Origin of the sequence: Hymenobacter lapidiphilus (assembly GCF_003417065.2) — a bacterium.
In the GTDB taxonomy this organism is placed as follows: Bacteria; Bacteroidota; Bacteroidia; order Cytophagales; family Hymenobacteraceae; genus Hymenobacter.
In genome coordinates, this window is the sequence record NZ_QVLT01000001.1 from 86,792 (window position 1) to 105,664 (window position 18,873).

General features: G+C 56.4%; 17 protein-coding genes and 1 pseudogene. All 18 read right to left on the bottom strand.

Annotation, left to right across the window (positions count from 1 at the left end; translation table 11 throughout):
• Position 1: 1 nt before the first annotated feature.
• Complete coding sequence (gene rplN / locus D0N36_RS00455; protein ID WP_116939099.1) at positions 2–370, bottom strand: 50S ribosomal protein L14; 369 nt, start codon at positions 368–370, stop codon at positions 2–4.
• Between the two features lies 1 nt (position 371).
• Positions 372–665: a 30S ribosomal protein S17 gene (rpsQ, locus tag D0N36_RS00460; protein ID WP_116939100.1), complete on the bottom strand. Its 294-nt coding sequence runs from the start codon at positions 663–665 to the stop codon at positions 372–374.
• 2 nt (positions 666–667) lie between these two features.
• Positions 668–883: a 50S ribosomal protein L29 gene (gene rpmC, locus D0N36_RS00465; RefSeq protein ID WP_242478740.1), complete on the bottom strand. Its 216-nt coding sequence runs from the start codon at positions 881–883 to the stop codon at positions 668–670.
• A complete protein-coding gene (rplP, locus tag D0N36_RS00470) occupies positions 883–1,308 on the bottom strand; it encodes a 50S ribosomal protein L16 (protein WP_116939101.1) in 426 nt (141 codons plus the stop codon). Before rplP ends, rpmC begins: the two co-directional genes overlap by 1 nt.
• 39 nt (positions 1,309–1,347) lie before the next feature.
• Complete coding sequence (gene rpsC, locus D0N36_RS00475; RefSeq protein ID WP_116939102.1) at positions 1,348–2,220, bottom strand: 30S ribosomal protein S3; 873 nt, start codon at positions 2,218–2,220, stop codon at positions 1,348–1,350.
• A 5-nt stretch (positions 2,221–2,225) separates the two neighbouring features.
• A complete protein-coding gene (gene rplV / locus D0N36_RS00480) occupies positions 2,226–2,708 on the bottom strand; it encodes a 50S ribosomal protein L22 (RefSeq protein ID WP_116939103.1) in 483 nt (160 codons plus the stop codon).
• A 2-nt stretch (positions 2,709–2,710) separates the two neighbouring features.
• Positions 2,711–2,989 carry a 30S ribosomal protein S19 gene (gene rpsS, locus D0N36_RS00485; protein ID WP_019946170.1) on the bottom strand — a complete coding sequence of 93 codons (279 nt, stop codon included), beginning with the start codon at positions 2,987–2,989 and terminating at the stop codon, positions 2,711–2,713.
• Positions 2,990–2,992: 3 nt separating this feature from the next.
• A complete protein-coding gene (gene rplB / locus D0N36_RS00490; protein WP_116939104.1) occupies positions 2,993–3,820 on the bottom strand; it encodes a 50S ribosomal protein L2 in 828 nt (275 codons plus the stop codon).
• Positions 3,821–3,859: 39 nt separating this feature from the next.
• Positions 3,860–4,147 (bottom strand): 50S ribosomal protein L23, encoded by a 288-nt coding sequence (gene rplW, locus D0N36_RS00495; RefSeq protein ID WP_019946172.1) that lies wholly within the window; start codon positions 4,145–4,147, stop codon positions 3,860–3,862.
• Complete coding sequence (gene rplD / locus D0N36_RS00500) at positions 4,147–4,785, bottom strand: 50S ribosomal protein L4 (RefSeq protein WP_116939105.1); 639 nt, start codon at positions 4,783–4,785, stop codon at positions 4,147–4,149. Before rplD ends, rplW begins: the two co-directional genes overlap by 1 nt.
• Before the next feature lie 9 nt (positions 4,786–4,794).
• Positions 4,795–5,414 (bottom strand): annotated as a pseudogene (gene rplC, locus D0N36_RS00505) (50S ribosomal protein L3).
• A gap of 325 nt (positions 5,415–5,739) precedes the next feature.
• On the bottom strand, positions 5,740–6,045 hold the full coding sequence (gene rpsJ / locus D0N36_RS00510) for a 30S ribosomal protein S10 (RefSeq protein ID WP_019946175.1): 306 nt from the start codon (positions 6,043–6,045) through the stop codon (positions 5,740–5,742).
• A gap of 20 nt (positions 6,046–6,065) precedes the next feature.
• On the bottom strand, positions 6,066–8,165 hold the full coding sequence (gene fusA / locus D0N36_RS00515; RefSeq protein WP_242478741.1) for an elongation factor G: 2,100 nt from the start codon (positions 8,163–8,165) through the stop codon (positions 6,066–6,068).
• Positions 8,166–8,309: 144 nt separating this feature from the next.
• Positions 8,310–8,777, bottom strand: a complete 468-nt coding sequence (rpsG, locus tag D0N36_RS00520; RefSeq protein ID WP_092738479.1) for a 30S ribosomal protein S7 — start codon at positions 8,775–8,777, stop codon at positions 8,310–8,312.
• Positions 8,778–8,863: 86 nt separating this feature from the next.
• Complete coding sequence (gene rpsL, locus D0N36_RS00525) at positions 8,864–9,286, bottom strand: 30S ribosomal protein S12 (RefSeq protein WP_116939107.1); 423 nt, start codon at positions 9,284–9,286, stop codon at positions 8,864–8,866.
• A 219-nt stretch (positions 9,287–9,505) separates the two neighbouring features.
• A complete protein-coding gene (locus D0N36_RS00530; protein ID WP_116939108.1) occupies positions 9,506–9,853 on the bottom strand; it encodes a DUF3467 domain-containing protein in 348 nt (115 codons plus the stop codon).
• A 430-nt stretch (positions 9,854–10,283) separates the two neighbouring features.
• On the bottom strand, positions 10,284–14,636 hold the full coding sequence (rpoC, locus tag D0N36_RS00535) for a DNA-directed RNA polymerase subunit beta' (RefSeq protein WP_116939109.1): 4,353 nt from the start codon (positions 14,634–14,636) through the stop codon (positions 10,284–10,286).
• Between the two features lie 322 nt (positions 14,637–14,958).
• Positions 14,959–18,834 (bottom strand): DNA-directed RNA polymerase subunit beta, encoded by a 3,876-nt coding sequence (gene rpoB, locus D0N36_RS00540; protein ID WP_190242464.1) that lies wholly within the window; start codon positions 18,832–18,834, stop codon positions 14,959–14,961.
• Between the last annotated feature and the right edge of the window lie 39 nt (positions 18,835–18,873).

Genomic DNA, 18,873 nt, shown 5'->3' on the forward strand with positions numbered 1-18,873 from the left:
ATTAGATAACTTCAGGAGCCAGCGAAACGATCTTCATGAACTGGCGCTCACGCAGCTCGCGGGCTACAGGGCCGAAGATGCGCGTACCACGCGGTTCGTCGTTATTGTTGAGCAGCACGGCAGCGTTGTCGTCGAAGCGAATGTAAGAACCATCCTTGCGGCGGACTTCCTTCTTCGTGCGAACAACAACAGCGCGGGAAACCGTGCCTTTTTTAGCATTGCCGGAGCCAATGGCCGACTTGATCGAAACGACAATCTTGTCGCCTACGCTGGCGTACTTCTTGCCCGTGCCACCGAGGACACGAATGCAAAGAACTTCTTTGGCGCCGCTGTTATCAGCAACGGTCAGACGGGATTCTTGCTGTATCATCTTACTTGGCGCGTTCTAGGATTTCAACCAGTCTCCACCGCTTCAGCTTGCTGAGGGGGCGAGTGCTCATAATGCGCACCGTGTCGCCTTCGCCGCATTCGTTGTTCTCGTCGTGGGCCATGAATTTGGTCGACTTGGTAACGAACTTGCCGTAGATCGGGTGCTTCATCTTGCTCTCAACCATTACCGTAATGGACTTGTCCATCTTGGAGGAGGTTACGCGGCCGATGATTTCTTTGCGCAGGTTCCGCTCAGTGGTGGCGGGAGTGCCCTGCTGTTCTTCGTTGTTTGCCATCGTTAGTTAGCAGTGTTTGTAGCCTGCTCATTTTCGCGACGCTTCAACTCAGTCAGCAGACGGGCGACATTTTTGCGGGCTTGCTTCAGACGGAGCGGGTTTTCCAGCGGCGAGATGGCATGCGCAAAGCGCATGGTCTGGCCCGAGGTCTGCTCGGTCTTCAATTGATTTTTGAGGTCCTCCAAAGAGAGGGCGAGGATATCGGAGTTCTTCATCATTACTTGCTTTCTACGTAGTCACGACGAACAACAAACGACGTCCGCACCGGCAGTTTCTGGGCCGCGAGGCGCAGCGACTCCTGAGCTACTTCCAGCGTCACCCCGTCCGATTCGAACATGATGGTACCAGGCTTCACGCAGGCTACCCAATATTCGGGCGAACCTTTACCCTTACCCATCCGCACTTCAGCAGGCTTCTTGGTAATAGGCTTGTCGGGAAAAATGCGGATCCATACTTGACCTTCGCGTTTCATGGCGCGGGTCATGGCGATACGGGCAGCCTCAATCTGGCGAGCCGTAATCCACGCTTGTTCCAGCGACTTGATAGCGAACGAACCGAAGTCGATGGAGCTGCCGCGATGGGCTAAGCCATGTATGCGACCCTTTTGCATCTTGCGATACTTGGTCCTTTTCGGTTGTAACATGAGATATAATGTCTTAAAATTCGAGAGAAAGGGAGAGGACTAGCGACGCGGTGCGCCACCGCCACGGTTGCCGCCACCGGCACCACCAGCACCTGGGCCACCTGGACCCCGACGCTGACCACCGGCAGCTCCGCCGCGGCTATCGCCGCCCCGGTCACCACCACGGCTTTCACCACCCCGGTCGTTGCGGTCGCGACGTGGGCCACGCTCATTACGCGGACCACGGTCGTTGCGGCTGTCGCCACCCTGGCTACCAGCGGGCTGCTGGTTGGGCGAAAGGTCGGGCTTGCCGAATACCTCGCCGCGCATGATCCACACCTTGATGCCGATCTTGCCATATACCGTCTGAGCTTCCGACAGTGCGTAGTCGATGTCAGCGCGCAGCGTGTGCAGCGGCGTACGACCTTCCTTGTACTGCTCGGAGCGGGCGATTTCAGCACCACCCAAACGGCCACCGCACTGAATCTTGATGCCTTCGGCACCAACACGCATAGCAGCCTGGATCGACATCTTCATAGCGCGACGGAACGAGATCCGGGCAGCCAGCTGCTGGGCGATGCTCTCGCCGACCAGCTTGGCGTCCAGCTCGGGACGCTTAATCTCGAAAATGTTGATCTGAACGTCTTTGCCGGTGATCTGCTTCAGCTCGTCCTTGATCTTATCCACTTCGGCGCCGCCTTTACCAATCACCACGCCCGGACGGGCCGTGTTGATGGTAATGGTCACACGCTTGAGCGTGCGCTCAATCACGATGCGGCTAATGCCACCCTTCGGAATACGAGCGTTGATGTATTTGCGGATCTTCTCGTCTTCAACCAGCTTGTCGGCAAAGTCCTTGCCGCCGTACCAGTTCGAGTCCCATCCTTTGATGATTCCCAGACGGAAGCCAACCGGATTTACTTTCTGTCCCATAGTGCTTATGCGGTGGCTTCTGCCTTGGTTTCAGTTGATTTCTTGGTGCTGCTGCGACGCGAGGCCTTCTTAGGAGCGTTGGCCGAAGCCTCGGTGTCCTTCGACTCGGCGGCTTGCGTAGCGGCGGCTTTGCTGCCGAGCGGCTCAACCTTCGAGTCGATGATCAGCGTCACGTGATTGCTCCGCTTGCGGATGCGGTGGCCACGACCCTGGGGGGCGGGGCGCAGACGCTTCAGCATGCGGCCTTCATCCACGAAAATCTCCTTGATGTAGAGATTAGCATCCTCGATGCGCTCATCCTCATTCTTGAGCTGCCAGTTGGCCAAGGCCGACAGGAGCAACTTCTCGATTTTGGGGGCACCCGAGTTGGCCTCAAACTTCAGCAGGCCGAGGGCGCGGGTCACTTTCTGACCACGAACCAGGTTGGCTACCAAGCGCATCTTGCGCGGCGAGGTAGGCACGTTCCGGAGTTTAGCTACTGCTTCCATAATTAGCGCTTGCCTTTATCTTTCTTGGCGACGTGGCCGCGGAAGTTACGGGTCGGGGCAAACTCACCGAGCTTGTGTCCTACCATGTTCTCCGTGACATACACCGGGATGAACTTATTGCCGTTGTGGACGGCGAACGTGTGGCCAACGAAGTCGGGCGAAATCATCGAGCGGCGAGACCAGGTCTTCACCACCGACTTTTTGCCGGATTCTTCCATTGCCGTTACTTTCTTCTCGAGCCGGAAGTCAATGTACGGCCCTTTTTTTAGTGAACGTGCCATTGCTTACTTCTTGCCTTTACGGTTGACGATGAGCTGCTCGGAGTACTTGTTCTTGTTACGGGTTTTCTGCCCTTTCGAGAAGATACCGTTACGGCTGCGTGGGTGACCACCCGACGACTTGCCTTCACCACCACCCATTGGGTGATCGACAGGGTTCATGGCTACACCACGAACGCGCGGACGGCGACCCAACCAGCGGTTGCGACCGGCTTTGCCCAAGCGAACGTTCATATGGTCGCCGTTGGAAACGGTACCAACTGTAGCAATGCAGGTTACGAGAACCATGCGCATTTCGCCAGAAGGCAGCTTCAAAGTAGCATACCTGTCTTCGCGGGCTACGAGCTGGGCGTAGGTGCCGGCCGAACGGGCCATAGCAGCACCAGCACCCGGCTGCAGCTCGATGGCGTGCACGATGGTACCGAGAGGAATTTCGCGCAGGGGCAGGGCATTGCCTACCTCAGGGGCCACTCCCGTACCCGAAACGATTACCGTACCCACAGCCAGACCGGCCGGAGCAATAATATAGCGTTTCTCACCATCGGCGTACTGCAACAGGGCAATACGGGCGGTGCGGTTGGGGTCGTACTCAATCGTCTTCACCGTAGCGGGCACCGAGGCCTTGTCACGCTTGAAGTCGATGATACGGTAACGGGCTTTGTGTCCGCCGCCAATGTAGCGGTTCGACATTTTACCCGAGTTGTTACGGCCACCGGAGTTTTTGAGGGGTGCCAACAGCGACTTCTCCGGCGTCGACGCAGTTAGCTCGTCGAAGGCCGGGGCGATGCGGAAGCGCTGACCCGGTGATGTTGGTCTTAGTTTTTTGAGTGCCATTACTCTTGCTTAGGAAAAATTCTTGGCTGAAAGAAAGGCTTACAGGCCGCTGTAGAAGTCGATGATGTCGCCTTCTTTCACGGTAACCACGGCCTTTTTGCCGTGCGGACGACGGCCCGAGATAGAACCGCCTTTCGTGAACTTCGACTTCACCTTACCAATCGTGCGCATCGTGCTGATGCTGGTGATGGTAACGCCATAAAGCTGCTCAATCTCTTTCTTGATCTGCACCTTGTTGGCATCGATGGCTACGTCGAAGGAGTACTGTCCTTTGTCGTTGAGGCTGGTCGCCTTCTCCGTTACGATGGGTTTTTTCAGAATGCTCATTACTCAGCAGTGGTATAGAGTTGTTCCAATGCCGTCAGCGCATCCTCCGACAGCAATAGCGTATCGGTGTTCAGCAAGTCGTGGGTGTTGAGGGCTACGGGAGTAGCCACGCTCACGCGCTGAATGTTGCGGGCCGACAGGACTACGTTCTTTTCAACCGCGCCCGTTACAAGCAGGGTCTTTTTGCCGTTGTTCAGCTTCAGACCGGCCATGATGGCAACAAAGTCTTTGGTCTTTACGGCCGACATGGTAATATTTTCTACTACCGATACCTTGCCATCCTGAGCCAGCGTCGAGAGAGCCGACAGGCGGGCCAGACGCTTGGTTTTCTTGTTGAGCTTGAAGCCGTAGTCGCGGGGCTGCGGACCGAACATGCGGCCACCACCTACGAATACGCCCGACTTCATGGAGCCGGCACGGGCACCGCCGGTGCCTTTCTGCTTCTTCAGCTTCTTGGTAGTGCCGTGCACTTCGTTGCGCTGCTTCGACTTGTGCGTGCCCTGGCGCTGGTTGGCCAAGTACTGCTTCACGTCGAGGTACATCACGTGCTCGTTCGGCTCGAGGCCGAAGATGGCGTCGGACAGGGTGACCTTACGGCCGGTGTCTTCGCCTTTGATGTTAATTACTGACAGTTCCATCTTGCTAGGTTATTTTTCCAGGACCACGAAAGAGTTCTTGGCACCGGGAATCGAGCCGCTCACCACGATGAGGTTTTTGTCGGCTATAATGCGCATAACCTTCAGGTTCTGCACTTTCACCCGGTCGTTGCCCATACGGCCACCCATGCGCATTCCTTTGAATACGCGCGACGGCCACGAGCAGGCACCAATGGAACCAGGGTGACGGAGGCGGTTGTGCTGACCGTGGGTCTGGCCACCAACACCGGCGAAGTTATAGCGCTTTACAACGCCCTGGAAACCCTTACCCTTCGACGTTCCAACAACATCCACGAATTCGCCTTCGGCGAACAGCGAGGTGTTGATTTCGCTGCCGGCAGCAAAGCTGGCGCGTCCTCGGTGCGGAACTCAACGAGTTTTTTCTTGGGGGTGGTTCCGGCTTTAGCGAAGTGACCGGCCAGAGGCTTGGTCGTGTTCTTCGCTTTTTTCTCGCCGTAACCGAGCTGGATGGCCAGATAGCCGTCCGTTTCGATGGTCTTAACCTGCGTCACTACGCACGGACCCGCTTCGATGAGCGTGCAGGGAATGTTCTTCCCGTCCGGAGTGAAGAGGCTTGTCATACCGATTTTTTTACCGATGATGCCAGGCATTCAATTGGGGTTTTAAAAAAAGACACACTCGAAAACGCCCGCGTGGCATTTTCGGAAATGGAGTGCAAAGCTAGGAAATTGTTGCCGCAATATCTAAGGTGGCACCGAAATATTTTCAGAGTTAGATAGTTAGCTTGTCTTTTCAGTCCTAAACTTGCTATCACCCGAGCCGAAGTCAGGCAATAGCTATAGTGGTAGCATAGTTCCTAGTCTCTTACCCCAATGCCAGTTTCCAACCAGTTTGTCGTTCAATACCAGAAACGCCCCACCGACTCCGAAGAGACGATGGGGCGTTTAGGTTAATCAGTTAACGGAAATCCGGTCCTCAGACTTTGATTTCTACGTCAACGCCGCTAGGCAACTCCAGCTTCATCAGGGCATCTACCGTCTTCGACGAAGTCGAGTAGATGTCCACCAGACGCTTGTAGGTGCAGAGCTGGAATTGCTCCCGGCTCTTCTTGTTTACGTGGGGCGAACGGAGCACGGTGAATTTTTCCTTTTTCGTGGGCAGGGGAATCGGACCGCTAACGATAGCGCCCGTAGCCTTCACCGCCGTCACAATCTTCTCCGACGATTTGTCCACCAAGTTGTGGTCGTAGGATTTGAGCTTGATGCGAATTTTCTGATTCATGTCGATTAGTGAAAAGCGGGTTAGCGGATAGCGTTGCCCTTCTGCTTGGCGATGATGGCTTCGGCGAGGTTGGTTGGCACCTGGTCGTAGTGCGAGAACGTGAGCGAAGCCGAAGCCCGACCCGACGTAATCGTACGCAGCGAGGTTACGTAGCCGAACAGCTCCGACAGCGGAACGTCGGCCTTGATAACGTTGGCACCTGCTTTCGTGTCCATACCCTTCATCAGGCCACGGCGACGGTTCAGGTCGCCCGTTACCGAGCCAGTGTACTCATCCGGCGAAACTACTTCTACTGCCATAATTGGCTCGAGCAGTCGTGGACCAGCCTGACGGCCGGCTTCGCGGAAACCACCACGGGCTGCGAGTTCGAACGACAAAGCGTCCGAGTCAACGTCGTGGAAGGAACCGAAGAACAGACGAACGCGCATACCCTCGATGGGGAAGCCGGCGAGCGGACCATTCTTCATAGCCTCTTCAAAGCCCTTCTGGATTGGCGCGATGAATTCGCGGGGGATTACACCACCCGAGATGTCATTTACAAACTCCAGACCTGGCTTCTCCGGATCGGTTACTTTCGGACCAAGTTCAAACTGGATGTCGCCGAATTTACCGCGGCCACCCGTCTGCTTCTTGTAAGTTTCGCGGTGCTCAACATTTTTGGTGAGCACCTCTTTGTAGGCAACCATTGGGGCACCCTGGTTGATTTCCACCTTGAACTCCCGGCGCATGCGCTCGATAATGATTTCGAGGTGAAGCTCACCCATGCCTTTGAGGACAGTCTGGCCCGTTTCGGGGTCGGTCTGTACCACCAGGGTGGGGTCTTCTTCCACGAGCTTGGCAATGGCCATGCCCATCTTGTCCACGTCGGCTTGCGTCTTGGGCTCGATGGCGTAACCAATAACCGGCTCGGGGAACGACATCGACTCAAGCACGATAGGGTGCTTCTCATCGCTCAGCGTATCGCCGGTCTTGATGTCCTTGAAACCCACGCCGGCGGCAATGTCGCCGGCCTGGATGCGCTCGATGGGGTTCTGCTTGTTGGAGTGCATCTGCATCAGACGCGAGATACGCTCCTTCTTGTTCGTGCGGTTGTTATGCACGTACGAACCGGCTTCCAGCACACCGCTGTAGCAGCGGAAGAAACACAGACGGCCCACGAAGGGGTCGGTGGCAATCTTGAAGGCCAGGGCCGTGAAGGGCTCCGAGTTGTCAGGATGACGCTCGATTTCCTCTTCCGTATCGGGGTTTTTACCGATAATGGGGGGCATATCGAGCGGCGAGGGCAGGTAGGCCATTACGCCGTCCAGCATCGTTTGTACACCCTTGTTTTTGAAGGCCGAGCCGCACATTACGGGCGAGAACTTCATGTCGATAACCGCTTGGCGGATAACGACCATCATTTCCTCACGGGTAATGGAGTCCGGATCGTCGAAGAACTTCTCGAGCAGGGCGTCGTCGTATTCGGCAACGCTCTCTACAAGCTTCTGGCGCCACTCGGCTACCGTGTCCACGAGGTCCTCGGGAACCGGGATTTCGCTGAAAGATTTGCCCTGTGTAGCGTCGTCCCAAACGATGGCCTTGCCGGTCAGCAAGTCTACCACACCTTTGAAAGTATCTTCAGCGCCAATCGGAATCTGGAGCGGCACCGGGTTAGCGCCTAGCTTTTCCTTGATTTCGGCAACGGCCTTGAAAAAGTCGGCACCAGCACGGTCCATCTTGTTGACGAAGCAGATGCGGGGCACCTTGTACTTGTCAGCCTGACGCCATACGGTTTCCGACTGGGGCTCCACGCCCGATACGGCGCAGAACAACGCCACGGCGCCGTCGAGCACGCGCAAGGAGCGCTCCACCTCCACCGTGAAGTCCACGTGGCCGGGGGTGTCAATCAGGTTGATTTTGTATTGCTTGGTGCTTTCAACCGGCTCGCCATTGGAGTCGGTCGGGTAGTTCCAGAAGGTAGTAGTAGCGGCCGAGGTAATGGTGATACCCCGCTCCTGCTCCTGCTCCATCCAGTCCATCGTGGCGCCACCATCGTGAACCTCCCCGATTTTGTGGGTCTTACCGGTATAGTAGAGAATGCGCTCCGACGTGGTGGTTTTACCAGCGTCGATGTGCGCCATAATCCCGATATTCCGGAGATATTGTAGCTCTTGATTTACAGCCATTGGTCGATTAGTGAATGAGTGAATCAGTGAATGTATGCGGCGAGTGAATAGTTCAGTTACTGAACCGACACTCAGGCCCACATTCGCTCATTCGTCGGCTTAGAAACGGAAGTGCGAGAAAGCCTTGTTGGCTTCAGCCATCCGGTGGGTGTCGTCCTTCTTCTTGACGGCAGCACCTTCACCCTTAGCGGCGGCAATGATTTCGCCAGCCAGCTTGTCCTTCATGGTCTTCTCACCACGACGACGAGCGTACTGAATCAGCCACTTCGAACCCACGGCAATGCGACGGTCGGGGCGAACTTCAATTGGAACCTGGAAAGTAGCACCACCTACGCGGCGGCTCTTTACTTCCACGGTTGGCATAACGTTGTTGAGGGCTTTGCGCCACATCTCCACGCCGCTTTCCTTGGTCCGCTCCTCTACCAGCTCGCAAGCATCGTAGAAAATGGTGTAGGCTAGGTTTTTCTTTCCGTCATACATCATGTAGTTGACGAAACGGGTTACCAGCGTCTCCTTGTACTTGGGGTCGGGCAGGAGGATGCGCTTCTTTGGTTTTGACTTTCTCATGAGAGTAGAAATGGGTTGATGTAGCGGGAAAGTGGGATAAGAACCATGTGCTATCCAGCACTTCGCACTACCTCACCCGGCTTCAATTACTTTTTCTTCTTAGCGGGAGCACCTTTAGCGGCCGCGGCTGCCTGACCGGGCTTGGGGCGCTTGGCACCGTACTTCGAACGGCGCTGGGTACGGCCGCTTACGCCGGCTGTATCGAGGGCACCGCGAATGATGTGGTAACGCACGCCAGGAAGGTCTTTCACCCGTCCACCGCGAATCAGCACGATGCTGTGCTCCTGCAGGTTGTGGCCTTCGCCAGGGATGTAGGCGTTTACTTCTTTGCCGTTGGTGAGGCGCACGCGGGCAACCTTACGCATAGCCGAGTTCGGCTTCTTAGGCGTGGTGGTGTACACCCGGGTGCAGACGCCACGGCGCTGCGGGCACGAATCGAGGGCCGGCGACTTCGACTTAGTCGTCAGTTTCTCGCGGCCTTTTCGTACTAACTGGTTGATAGTAGGCATTTACGGAAATGGTTTGTGCAGGGAGGGTTCTCTCCCAAAAATTAGGCTTGCAAAGGTAGAAAAGTTGCGGGGCAATAGCAAACGAGTTGAGATAGTTTGTTTTAGATACTACCAGAACGAGGTAGGGGCGGGGCTTGCCCCCGCCCGCCGCTTGGTTAGTACAACGACCCATAACCGAATCGTTCAACGGCGGGCTGGGACAAGCGCCCCTACCTCGTTCTACGCCTCCCCCATTGTGCCGCCGAAACCCATTGGGTAAGCGGGGGTATCCTGCTGGGCTTTGATGGATCCGTTGGCCTGCTCGAACCGTTCGATGTTCTCGGCCAAGGCGGCCTGCAGGCGCTTGGCGTGCTCGGGCGTGAGGATGATGCGCGACTTCACTTTAGCCTTAGCTACCCCCGGCATCAGCCGGATGAAGTCAATCACGAATTCGCTGCTGCTATGCGCAATCATGGCCAGGTTGGCGTACTCGCCCTCGGCCATTTCCTCCGATAGCTCGATGTTGATGGCGTTCGGGTCCTGGGGCTGGGCCGCGTCGGTGTTCTGGGGTTCGGTGGGTTGGTTCATTGGTTCTATACTGAATTTATGCTGAAAAGTAGTGAGCAATTCTCATCTAAAACTTGATAGGCTCCGATAATGCGATACCGAATAGTAAGCTTACACAGGTTATAATTGATAATCCAAAAGCCACGATTGATAGCCATGTATACACAACACGTAATGTATCATTCTTTGATAAAGACCATAAACCACTACCACACGTAGCAAGCCAAGTCATAATCCACAAAATATATCGTAGTGCATATTTAGGGTCTAAAATAAACTCTATCTCAAATACCGAATAGTACACATAGCTGGATATTAAAAGGATGGGTAATACCCAAGTACGAAATAGATTTTGCAACTCATCCTGTGTCATAGATAGCAAAGCTAATTATGCAGAAAAAGCCGACTAGATTTCTCTAGTCGGCTTTTCTCTTTTAATCCCTCTCGGAGATTACTCTGCCGAAACTTCGCGCTTGGCGCGCGACGGGCGCTTTACAGGTGCAGCAGCCTCTTCGGCTTTAGCGGCCTGAGCGGCTTCCATCTCCTCCTTCGAGCCTACAATCTGACGCGTGTACTCGCGCAGACCGGTACCAGCCGGGATAAGGTGGCCCACAATCACGTTCTCCTTCAGGCCCAGCAGTTCGTCGGCCTTACCACGGATGGCGGCTTCCGAGAGCACCTTGGTCGTCTCCTGGAAGGAAGCGGCCGAGATGAACGACTGGGTGCCCAACGACGCCTGGGTGATACCCTGGAGTGTCGGACGGGAAACGGATGGCTGAGCGTCGCGAACTTCGACCAGTTGCAGGTCGCGGCGGCGCAGGCTGCTGTTCTCGTCGCGCAGGCGACGAGCCGTCACAATCTGGCCGGGCTTGAAGTTGCTCGAATCCCCGGCGGTCGTTACCACCTTCATGTCGATGATGGTATCGTTCTCCTCCATGAAGATAAGCTTGTCGATTACCTGATGCTCAAGGAATGAGGTGTCGCCGGCGTCGAGAATCACGACTTTCTGCATCATCTGGCGGACTACCACCTCGATGTGCTTGTCGTTGATTTTCACACCCTGCAAGCGGTACACTTCCTGAATCTCGTTCACCAAGTACTCCTGCACCGCGCCCGGACCCTGAATGCTCAGGATGTCGGACGGCGTGATGGCACCATCGGAGAGCGGCGAACCAGCCCGGATGAAGTCGTTATCCTGCACCAGAATGTGCTTGGACAGCGGCACCATGTACTTCTTCTTGACACCGTCTTTCGACTCGACAAAGATTTCGCGGTTACCACGCTTCACGGTACCGTAGGTTACCACACCGTCGATTTCGGCCACTACGGCCGGGTTCGACGGGTTACGGGCCTCGAACAGTTCCGTTACGCGGGGCAGACCACCGGTAATGTCACGGGTTTTGCCCACGGCACGCGGAATCTTGGCAAGAATCTGACCAGCCTTAATTTTCTGGCCGTTCTCCACGTTCAGGTGGGAACCTACCGGAATGCTGTAGCCCTTCTGCCCCTCCTCGTCGCCCTTTTTGCCGGGGCGCACGATGATGGCGGGGTTCTGGTCTTTAGCAGACTTCGATTCGATAATCACTTTCTCACGGTGACCCGTCTGCTCATCCGACTCCTCGCGGTAGGTAATGCCTTCCGTGATGGCGTCGTACTGAACAGTACCATCGAACTCGGCCAGAATAACGGCGTTGTAGGGGTCCCAGTTGTTGAGCTCCTGGCCCTTCTCGATCTCCTGGCCCTCTTTCACAAGTAGGAACGAGCCGTAAGGGACGTGGTTCGAGATGAATACCTTGCGGGTTTCCTTGTCCACGATGCGGATTTCGCCCGAGCGACCCATTACCACGCTGACGGCTTCGCCATCGGCGCTGGCCGTTTCCACGGTCCGGATATCTTCGAACTCCACCACACCCGCAAATTTGGCGCGGATGCTGGCTTCCACCGCAATGTTGGAGGCCGTACCACCTACGTGGAAGGTCCGCAGCGTGAGCTGGGTACCGGGCTCACCAATCGATTGAGCGGCAATTACGCCTACTGCCTCACCACGCTGGACCATGCGGCCCGACGACAGGTTACGACCGTAGCACTTGGCGCAGATACCGCGCTTGCTTTCGCAGGTCAGCACCGAGCGGATTTCCACCGACTCAATGCTGGTAGCATCGATCTGGCGGGTAACCTCTTCGGTGATTTCGTAACCGGCTTCGAGGATAACCTCGTCGGTGAGCGGGTCCACGATATCGTGTACTGCCACGCGACCCAGGATACGCTCGGCCAGGGGCTCCACGATATCCTCGTTATCCTTCAGCGCGAAGGTTTCGATACCGCGCAACGTACCACAATCGGGCTCGTTCACGATAACGTCCTGCGAGACATCCACCAGACGACGGGTCAGGTAGCCGGCGTCAGCCGTCTTCAGAGCCGTGTCGGCCAGACCCTTCCGGGCACCGTGGGTCGAGATGAAGTACTCGATTACGTCCAGGCCTTCTTTGAAGTTGGACAGAATCGGGTTCTCGATAATCTCACCGATTGAGCCCTGCAGCGACTTCTGCGGTTTAGCCATCAGACCCCGCATACCGCCGAGCTGACGAATCTGCTCGCGCGAACCACGGGCACCCGAGTGCATCATCATGTAAATCGAGTTGAAGCCCTGGTCCTCCTTTTCGAGGCGACCCATAAGGGTTTCAGTGATTTGGTTGTTGATGCGCGTCCAGATGTCGATAACCTGGTTGTAACGCTCGTTGTCGGTAATCAGACCCATCTGGTAGTTCTGGGTTACCGCGGCAACGTCGGCCTGAGCCTGCTTGATCAGCTCATCCTTCTCCTTTGGAATCTGGATATCACCCAGACCCATCGACAGACCACCTTTGTAAGCCGACTGGAAGCCCAGCGTCTTGATGTCGTCGAGGAATTGGGCCGTGCGGGCCATGCCCGTACGCTTGAACACCATCGAGATGATTTGCTGGAGCTTCTTCTTGGTCAGCAGTTCGTCTACGAAACCTACTTCGCGGGGCACGAGCTGGTTGAAGAGCACGCGGCCGGCAACGGTTTCGATGATTTTCGTTACGAGGTTATCATCCTCGTCCCGAATCTCGGTGCGCACCTTAATGTAGGCGTGCTTCGAGAGCTGGCCTTCGTTGAGGGCAATGACCACCTCCTCGTCGGAGTAGAACACCCGGCCTTCGCCCTGAATGCTCTCGCCTTCGGTGCTGCGCTTGCCTTTGGTTACGTAGTATAGACCCAGAACCATGTCCTGCGACGGTACCGCGATGGGTGCGCCGTTAGCAGGGTTCAGGATATTGTGCGACGCCAGCATGAGCATGGAGGCTTCCAGAATAGCGGCCGGGCCCAGAGGCACGTGTACAGCCATCTGGTCACCGTCGAAGTCAGCGTTGAAGGCCGTACAAACGAGCGGGTGCAGCTGGATAGCCTTGCCCTCGATGAGGCGCGGCTGGAACGCCTGGATACCCAGACGGTGAAGCGTTGGAGCCCGGTTGAGCAATACTGGGTGGCCTTTCAGCACGTTCTCCAGGATGTCCCATACCACGGCGTCCTTGCGGTCCACGATTTTCTTGGCCGACTTCACCGTTTTTACGATACCGCGCTCAATGAGCTTGCGGATGATGAACGGCTTGAACAGCTCGGCCGCCATGTTCTTGGGCAAACCGCACTCGTGCAGCTTCAGCTCGGGACCTACCACGATAACCGAACGACCGGAGTAGTCGACACGCTTACCGAGCAGGTTCTGACGGAAGCGGCCCTGCTTGCCTTTCAGCATATCGGACAGCGACTTCAGGGCGCGGTTGCCTTCGGCGCGCACGGCATTCACCTTACGCGAGTTGTCGAAGAGCGAATCCACGGCTTCCTGCAGCATGCGCTTCTCGTTCCGCAGAATCACCTCGGGAGCCTTGATTTCGATCAGGCGCTTGAGGCGGTTGTTGCGGATGATAACGCGACGGTACAGGTCGTTCAGGTCGGAGGTAGCAAAACGGCCACCATCAAGCGGAACGAGTGGGCGCAACTCCGGCGGAATTACAGGCACCATGCGGATAACCATCCACTCGGGCTTGTTCTCCACACGGGTAGCGGCGTCACGGAAAGCTTCCACTACGCGCAGACGCTTGAGGGCTTCAGCCTTACGCTGCTGCGAAGTTTCAGTGGCAGCAGAGTCACGCAGCGAATAGCTCAGCTCATCAAGGTTAATGCGCTCGAGTAGCATTTGCAGCGCCTCGGCACCCATGCGGGCGATGAACTTGTTCGGGTCATCATTCGGCAGCATCTGGTTCTCCCGGGGGAGCTTGTCGATGATGTCGAGGTATTCGTCTTCGGTCAGGAAGTCAAGCTGCTGCACGCCTTCCTCAGCCAGAGTACCTGGCTGCACCACGGCGTAGCGCTCGTAGTAGATAATCTGGTCGAGCTTCTTGGTGGGCAGGCCCAGCAGGTAGCCGATTTTATTGGGCAGCGACTTGAAGTACCAGATATGCGCAACGGGCACCACCAGTTCGATGTGGCCCATCCGCTCCCGGCGAACTTTCTTCTCGGTCACCTCCACGCCGCAACGGTCGCAGATAATACCCTTATAACGGATGCGCTTGTACTTGCCGCAGTGGCACTCCCAGTCCTTTACAGGACCGAAAATCCGCTCGCAGAACAAGCCGCCCATCTCGGGCTTGTACGTCCGGTAGTTGATAGTCTCAGGCTTGATCACCTCGCCGTTCGACCGCTCCAGAATGGATTCGGGCGAGGCCAGCGAAATGGTCACTTTTGAGAAGTCCTGGACCAGTTTCTTGTTTTTTGCAAACGCCATGTAGGGAAGCTGTTAGCTGTTGGCTGTTTATCTGTCAGGGAAAACCCACGCCGCTTAAGCGAGGCGGAAATACCATAACAGCTCGACTCTGCTAAAAGTGCTCTGCCAGTCGGATAGGTACGCCGGGCAGTAGATTTTCGTCAGGTCTGATGGGTAATCACTCCGGTTTTAGCAAACCGAAGCTTAGTGCGGCCATTCCTGCCGGGCTTGTATGCGTGCTGACCATATCTCGGCACGACGCCGGTGGCGGAGGAGCCACTCCTTTAACATCCGAAGTGGGAGCTACCGCCGGCGAACCGGCTGTAGCTCCCTTTCCGAATAACTAGTCAAGCGTAATTTCCAATGCCAGACCACGGAGCTCGTGGATGAGCACGTTGAACGACTCGGGGATGTTGGGCTTGGGCAGGATGTCGCCTTTTACAATGGCTTCATACGCCTTGGCCCGGCCTACCACGTCATCCGACTTTATCGTCAGGATTTCCTGGAGCACGTTGGAAGCGCCGAAGGCTTCCAGCGCCCACACTTCCATCTCGCCGAAGCGCTGACCACCGAACTGGGCCTTACCACCCAGCGGCTGCTGGGTAATGAGCGAGTACGGTCCGATCGAACGGGCGTGCATCTTGTCGTCCACCAGGTGACCTAGTTTCAGCATATAGATAACACCCACCGTTACCGGCTGATCAAACTTCTGACCCGTCAGGCCATCGTGCAGGTACGCACGGCCCCAGTCGGGCAGACCGGCTTCGGTCAGTTCCTTGGCTACTTCGTCCTCGGTCGCACCGTCGAAAATCGGGGTAGCGTAGGTACGGCCCATTTTCAGGCCGGCCCAGCCGAGTACGGTTTCGTAAATCTGACCGATGTTCATCCGGCTTGGTACACCAAGCGGGTTGAGCACGATGTCCATCGGGGTGCCGTCGGGCAGGAAAGGCATGTCCTCGTCGCGCACGATCCGGGCTACTACACCCTTGTTACCGTGACGGCCGGCCATCTTGTCACCCACCTTCAGCTTACGCTTCTTGGCGATGTACACTTTGGCCAGCTGAACAATACCGGCGGGCAGCTCATCGCCAACCTCCAGCGTGAACCGCTCGCGCTTGAAGCGGGCCGTTACCACGTTGCGGCGCTTGGCATAGTTCTTCACTAGGTCGCCTACCATGCCGTTGATGCGGGCATCAGCTGTCCAGCCATCCAGTACGAGGTCCTTGAACAGGTTGGCCTCCTCTGGCACGGCGTAGTTGCTCTCGTCGCGGTAGGGGTTCTTGTCGGGGAACAGGTTTTCAGCCACGTTCTTCTTGCCGAATTTCACGCCCTTCGACATGATTTCCTCACCGAACTTATGCTTGATACCCTGCGACGTCTTGCCTTCGAGCAGGCTAATCATCTTCTCCACCATGATGGCGCGGATGCCACGTAGCTCGCGACCATACGCCTCCTTCAGTTCTTCTACTTCCTTCTTCGACTTGGCCCGCAGGTTTTTGTCTTTCTTCGGACGCGAGAACAGCTTGGTGCCGATAACGACACCTTGCAGGGACGGTGGCGCTTTCAAGGAAGCGTCTTTCACGTCGCCGGCCTTGTCGCCGAAAATGGCGCGGAGCAGCTTCTCTTCCGGGGTCGGGTCGGTTTCGCCCTTGGGCGTAATCTTACCGATCAGAATGTCGCCTTCCTTCACCTCGGCACCCAAACGGATTACGCCGTTGTCGTCGAGGTTACGCACGGCTTCTTCGCTCACGTTCGGAATTTCCGAGGTCAGCTCTTCTTCGCCGCGCTTGGTTTCGCGCACTTCCAACTCAAACTCCTCAATGTGAATCGAGGTAAAGATGTCGTCGCGCACCACTTTCTCCGAGATGACGATGGCATCCTCGAAGTTGTAGCCCTGCCATGGCATAAATGCCACCTGCATGTTGCGGCCCAGGGCGAGTTCGCCCTTGTTGGTGCCGTAGCCTTCGCATAGCACTTGGCCCCGCGTTACCCGCTCGCCTTTCTTCACGAGAGGCGTCAGGTTGATGCAAGTATCCTGGTTGGTGCGACGGAACTTGATGAGGTCGTAGGAAATCCGCTCGGCATCGAAGCTTACGAGGACTTCGTCCGGCGTCAGGTCGTACTTTACCACGATGCGGTTGGCATCCACGTAATCCACTACACCAACACCTTCAGATACTACCAAAGTACGCGAGTCGGTAGCTACGCGTCCCTCAAGGCCGGTGCCCACGATGGGGGCTTCGGCTTTCAGCAGCGGTACCGCCTGGCGCTGCATGTTCGAACCCATCAGGGCCCGGTTGGCGTCGTCGTGCTCCAGGAACGGAATCAGCGAAGCAGCTACCGATACAATCTGGTTCGGGGCAACGTCCATGAAGCTGTATTCGTCGGGACCAACCACGGGGAAGTCACCTTCGAAACGGCCTTTTACCAGCTCGTTGAGGAAATTACCCTTGTCATCGATCGGGGCGTTAGCCTGGGCGATGTGGTGGGTGTCTTCTTCTTCGGCGGTCAGGTACTTCACGTTTTCCGTCATGTCCACTTGGCCGTTGGCGGCCGTGCGATACGGAGTTTCAATGAAGCCCATCGAGTTTACCCGGGCGTGCACGCACAGCGACGAAATCAGACCAATATTTGGTCCTTCCGGCGTTTCAATGGTGCAGAGGCGGCCGTAGTGGGTGTAGTGAACGTCACGTACTTCGAAACCCGCGCGCTCACGCGACAGACCTCCTGGCCCCAGTGCCGATACGCGACGCTTGTGCGTCACCTCGGCCAGCGGGTTGGTCTGGTCCATGAACTGGGAGAGCTGGTTCGTACCGAAGAACGAGTTAATCACGCTCGACAGGGTGCGGGCGTTGATCAGATCAACCGGTTTGAAGTCCTCGTTGTCGCGCACGTTCATGCGCTCCTTGATGGTACGGGCCATGCGGGCCAGACCCACGCCGAACTGGGCGTAAAGCTGTTCGCCTACCGTACGCACCCGGCGGTTGCTCAAGTGGTCAATGTCATCGACAATAGCCTTCGAGTTGATCAGACCGATGAGGTACTTCACGATGAGCACGATGTCCTCGTTGGTCAGCACGCGGGCCTCCCAGTTGGTCTCGATGCCCAGCTTCTTATTGATCCGGTAGCGACCTACGTCGCCGAGGTCGTAGCGCTTATCCGAGAAGAACAGCTTCTGGATGATGTCGCGGGCAGTTTCCTCGTCGGGAGCCTCCGTGTTCCGGAGCTGACGGTAAATCTGCTCTACAGCCTCCTTCTCCGAGTTGGAGTTGTCCTTCTGGAGTGTGTTGTAGATGATAGCATAGTCCGCGATGTTCACGTTCTCGCGGTGCAGAATTACCGACTTCGCCCCGGCATTCAGGATGATATCGATGTCCTCCTCCGAAATCTCGGAATCGCGCTCCATCAGCACCTCGTTACGGTCGATGGAAACTACTTCGCCGGTGTCCTCGTCCACGAAGTCCTCGGTCCAGGTGCGCAGCACCCGGGCAGCCAGCTTGCGGCCGACAGCTTTCTTGAGGTTCTTCTTGTCGGCCTTCACTTCCTCCGACAGTCCGAACAGGTCGAGAATGTCTTTGTCGGTGCCGTAACCGATGGCGCGCAGCAGCGTGGTAACCGGGAATTTCTTCTTCCGGTCGATGTAGGCGTACATCACGTTGTTCACGTCCGTGGCAAATTCAATCCACGAGCCCTTGAACGGGATAATACGGGCCGAATACAGCTTGGTGCCGTTGGTGTGCTTGCTCTGGGCAAAGAACACGCCCGGCGAACGGTGCAACTGGGATACAATAACGCGCTCGGCTCCGTTGATAACGAACGAACCCTTTTCGGTCATGTACGGGATGTTGCCCAGGAAAACTTCCTGCTCAATCGTCTCGAAATCCTCGTTGTCCGAATCGTTGCACACCAGCCGGAGTTTGGCCTTCAACGGCACAGAATACGTCAGGCCCCGGTCGATGCACTCGTCAACCGAGTACTTGGGCGGGTCGACGTGATAGTCTAGGAAGGTCAGGACGAAGTTTTCGCGCGAGTCCGAAATCGGGAAGTTCTCGGCGAATACTTTGAAAAGGCCTTCATCGGTCCGGTTCTCAGCAGCCGTTTCCAACTGGAAGAAATCCTTGAACGAGCGCACCTGCACGTCGAGGAAATCCGGGTACTCAATAACCTTTTTAATCTTGGCGAAGTTGATCCGCTCGTCAGCGGCCTGCAATTTTTGCAGCCCTGTCGGCACCTGGGGTGCTTTCGGTTCTTTCGATGT

Coding starts and splice junctions, on each gene's coding strand:
- rplN (WP_116939099.1), bottom strand. CDS start 370: ATGATACAGCAAGAATCCCGTCTGACCGTTGCTGATAACAGCGGCGCC.
- rpsQ (WP_116939100.1), bottom strand. CDS start 665: ATGGCAAACAACGAAGAACAGCAGGGCACTCCCGCCACCACTGAGCGG.
- rpmC (WP_242478740.1), bottom strand. CDS start 883: ATGATGAAGAACTCCGATATCCTCGCCCTCTCTTTGGAGGACCTCAAA.
- rplP (WP_116939101.1), bottom strand. CDS start 1,308: ATGTTACAACCGAAAAGGACCAAGTATCGCAAGATGCAAAAGGGTCGC.
- rpsC (WP_116939102.1), bottom strand. CDS start 2,220: ATGGGACAGAAAGTAAATCCGGTTGGCTTCCGTCTGGGAATCATCAAA.
- rplV (WP_116939103.1), bottom strand. CDS start 2,708: ATGGAAGCAGTAGCTAAACTCCGGAACGTGCCTACCTCGCCGCGCAAG.
- rpsS (WP_019946170.1), bottom strand. CDS start 2,989: ATGGCACGTTCACTAAAAAAAGGGCCGTACATTGACTTCCGGCTCGAG.
- rplB (WP_116939104.1), bottom strand. CDS start 3,820: ATGGCACTCAAAAAACTAAGACCAACATCACCGGGTCAGCGCTTCCGC.
- rplW (WP_019946172.1), bottom strand. CDS start 4,147: ATGAGCATTCTGAAAAAACCCATCGTAACGGAGAAGGCGACCAGCCTC.
- rplD (WP_116939105.1), bottom strand. CDS start 4,785: ATGGAACTGTCAGTAATTAACATCAAAGGCGAAGACACCGGCCGTAAG.
- rpsJ (WP_019946175.1), bottom strand. CDS start 6,045: ATGAATCAGAAAATTCGCATCAAGCTCAAATCCTACGACCACAACTTG.
- fusA (WP_242478741.1), bottom strand. CDS start 8,165: ATGGCGCACATCGACGCTGGTAAAACCACCACGTCGGAGCGCATTCTC.
- rpsG (WP_092738479.1), bottom strand. CDS start 8,777: ATGAGAAAGTCAAAACCAAAGAAGCGCATCCTCCTGCCCGACCCCAAG.
- rpsL (WP_116939107.1), bottom strand. CDS start 9,286: ATGCCTACTATCAACCAGTTAGTACGAAAAGGCCGCGAGAAACTGACG.
- D0N36_RS00530 (WP_116939108.1), bottom strand. CDS start 9,853: ATGAACCAACCCACCGAACCCCAGAACACCGACGCGGCCCAGCCCCAG.
- rpoC (WP_116939109.1), bottom strand. CDS start 14,636: ATGGCGTTTGCAAAAAACAAGAAACTGGTCCAGGACTTCTCAAAAGTG.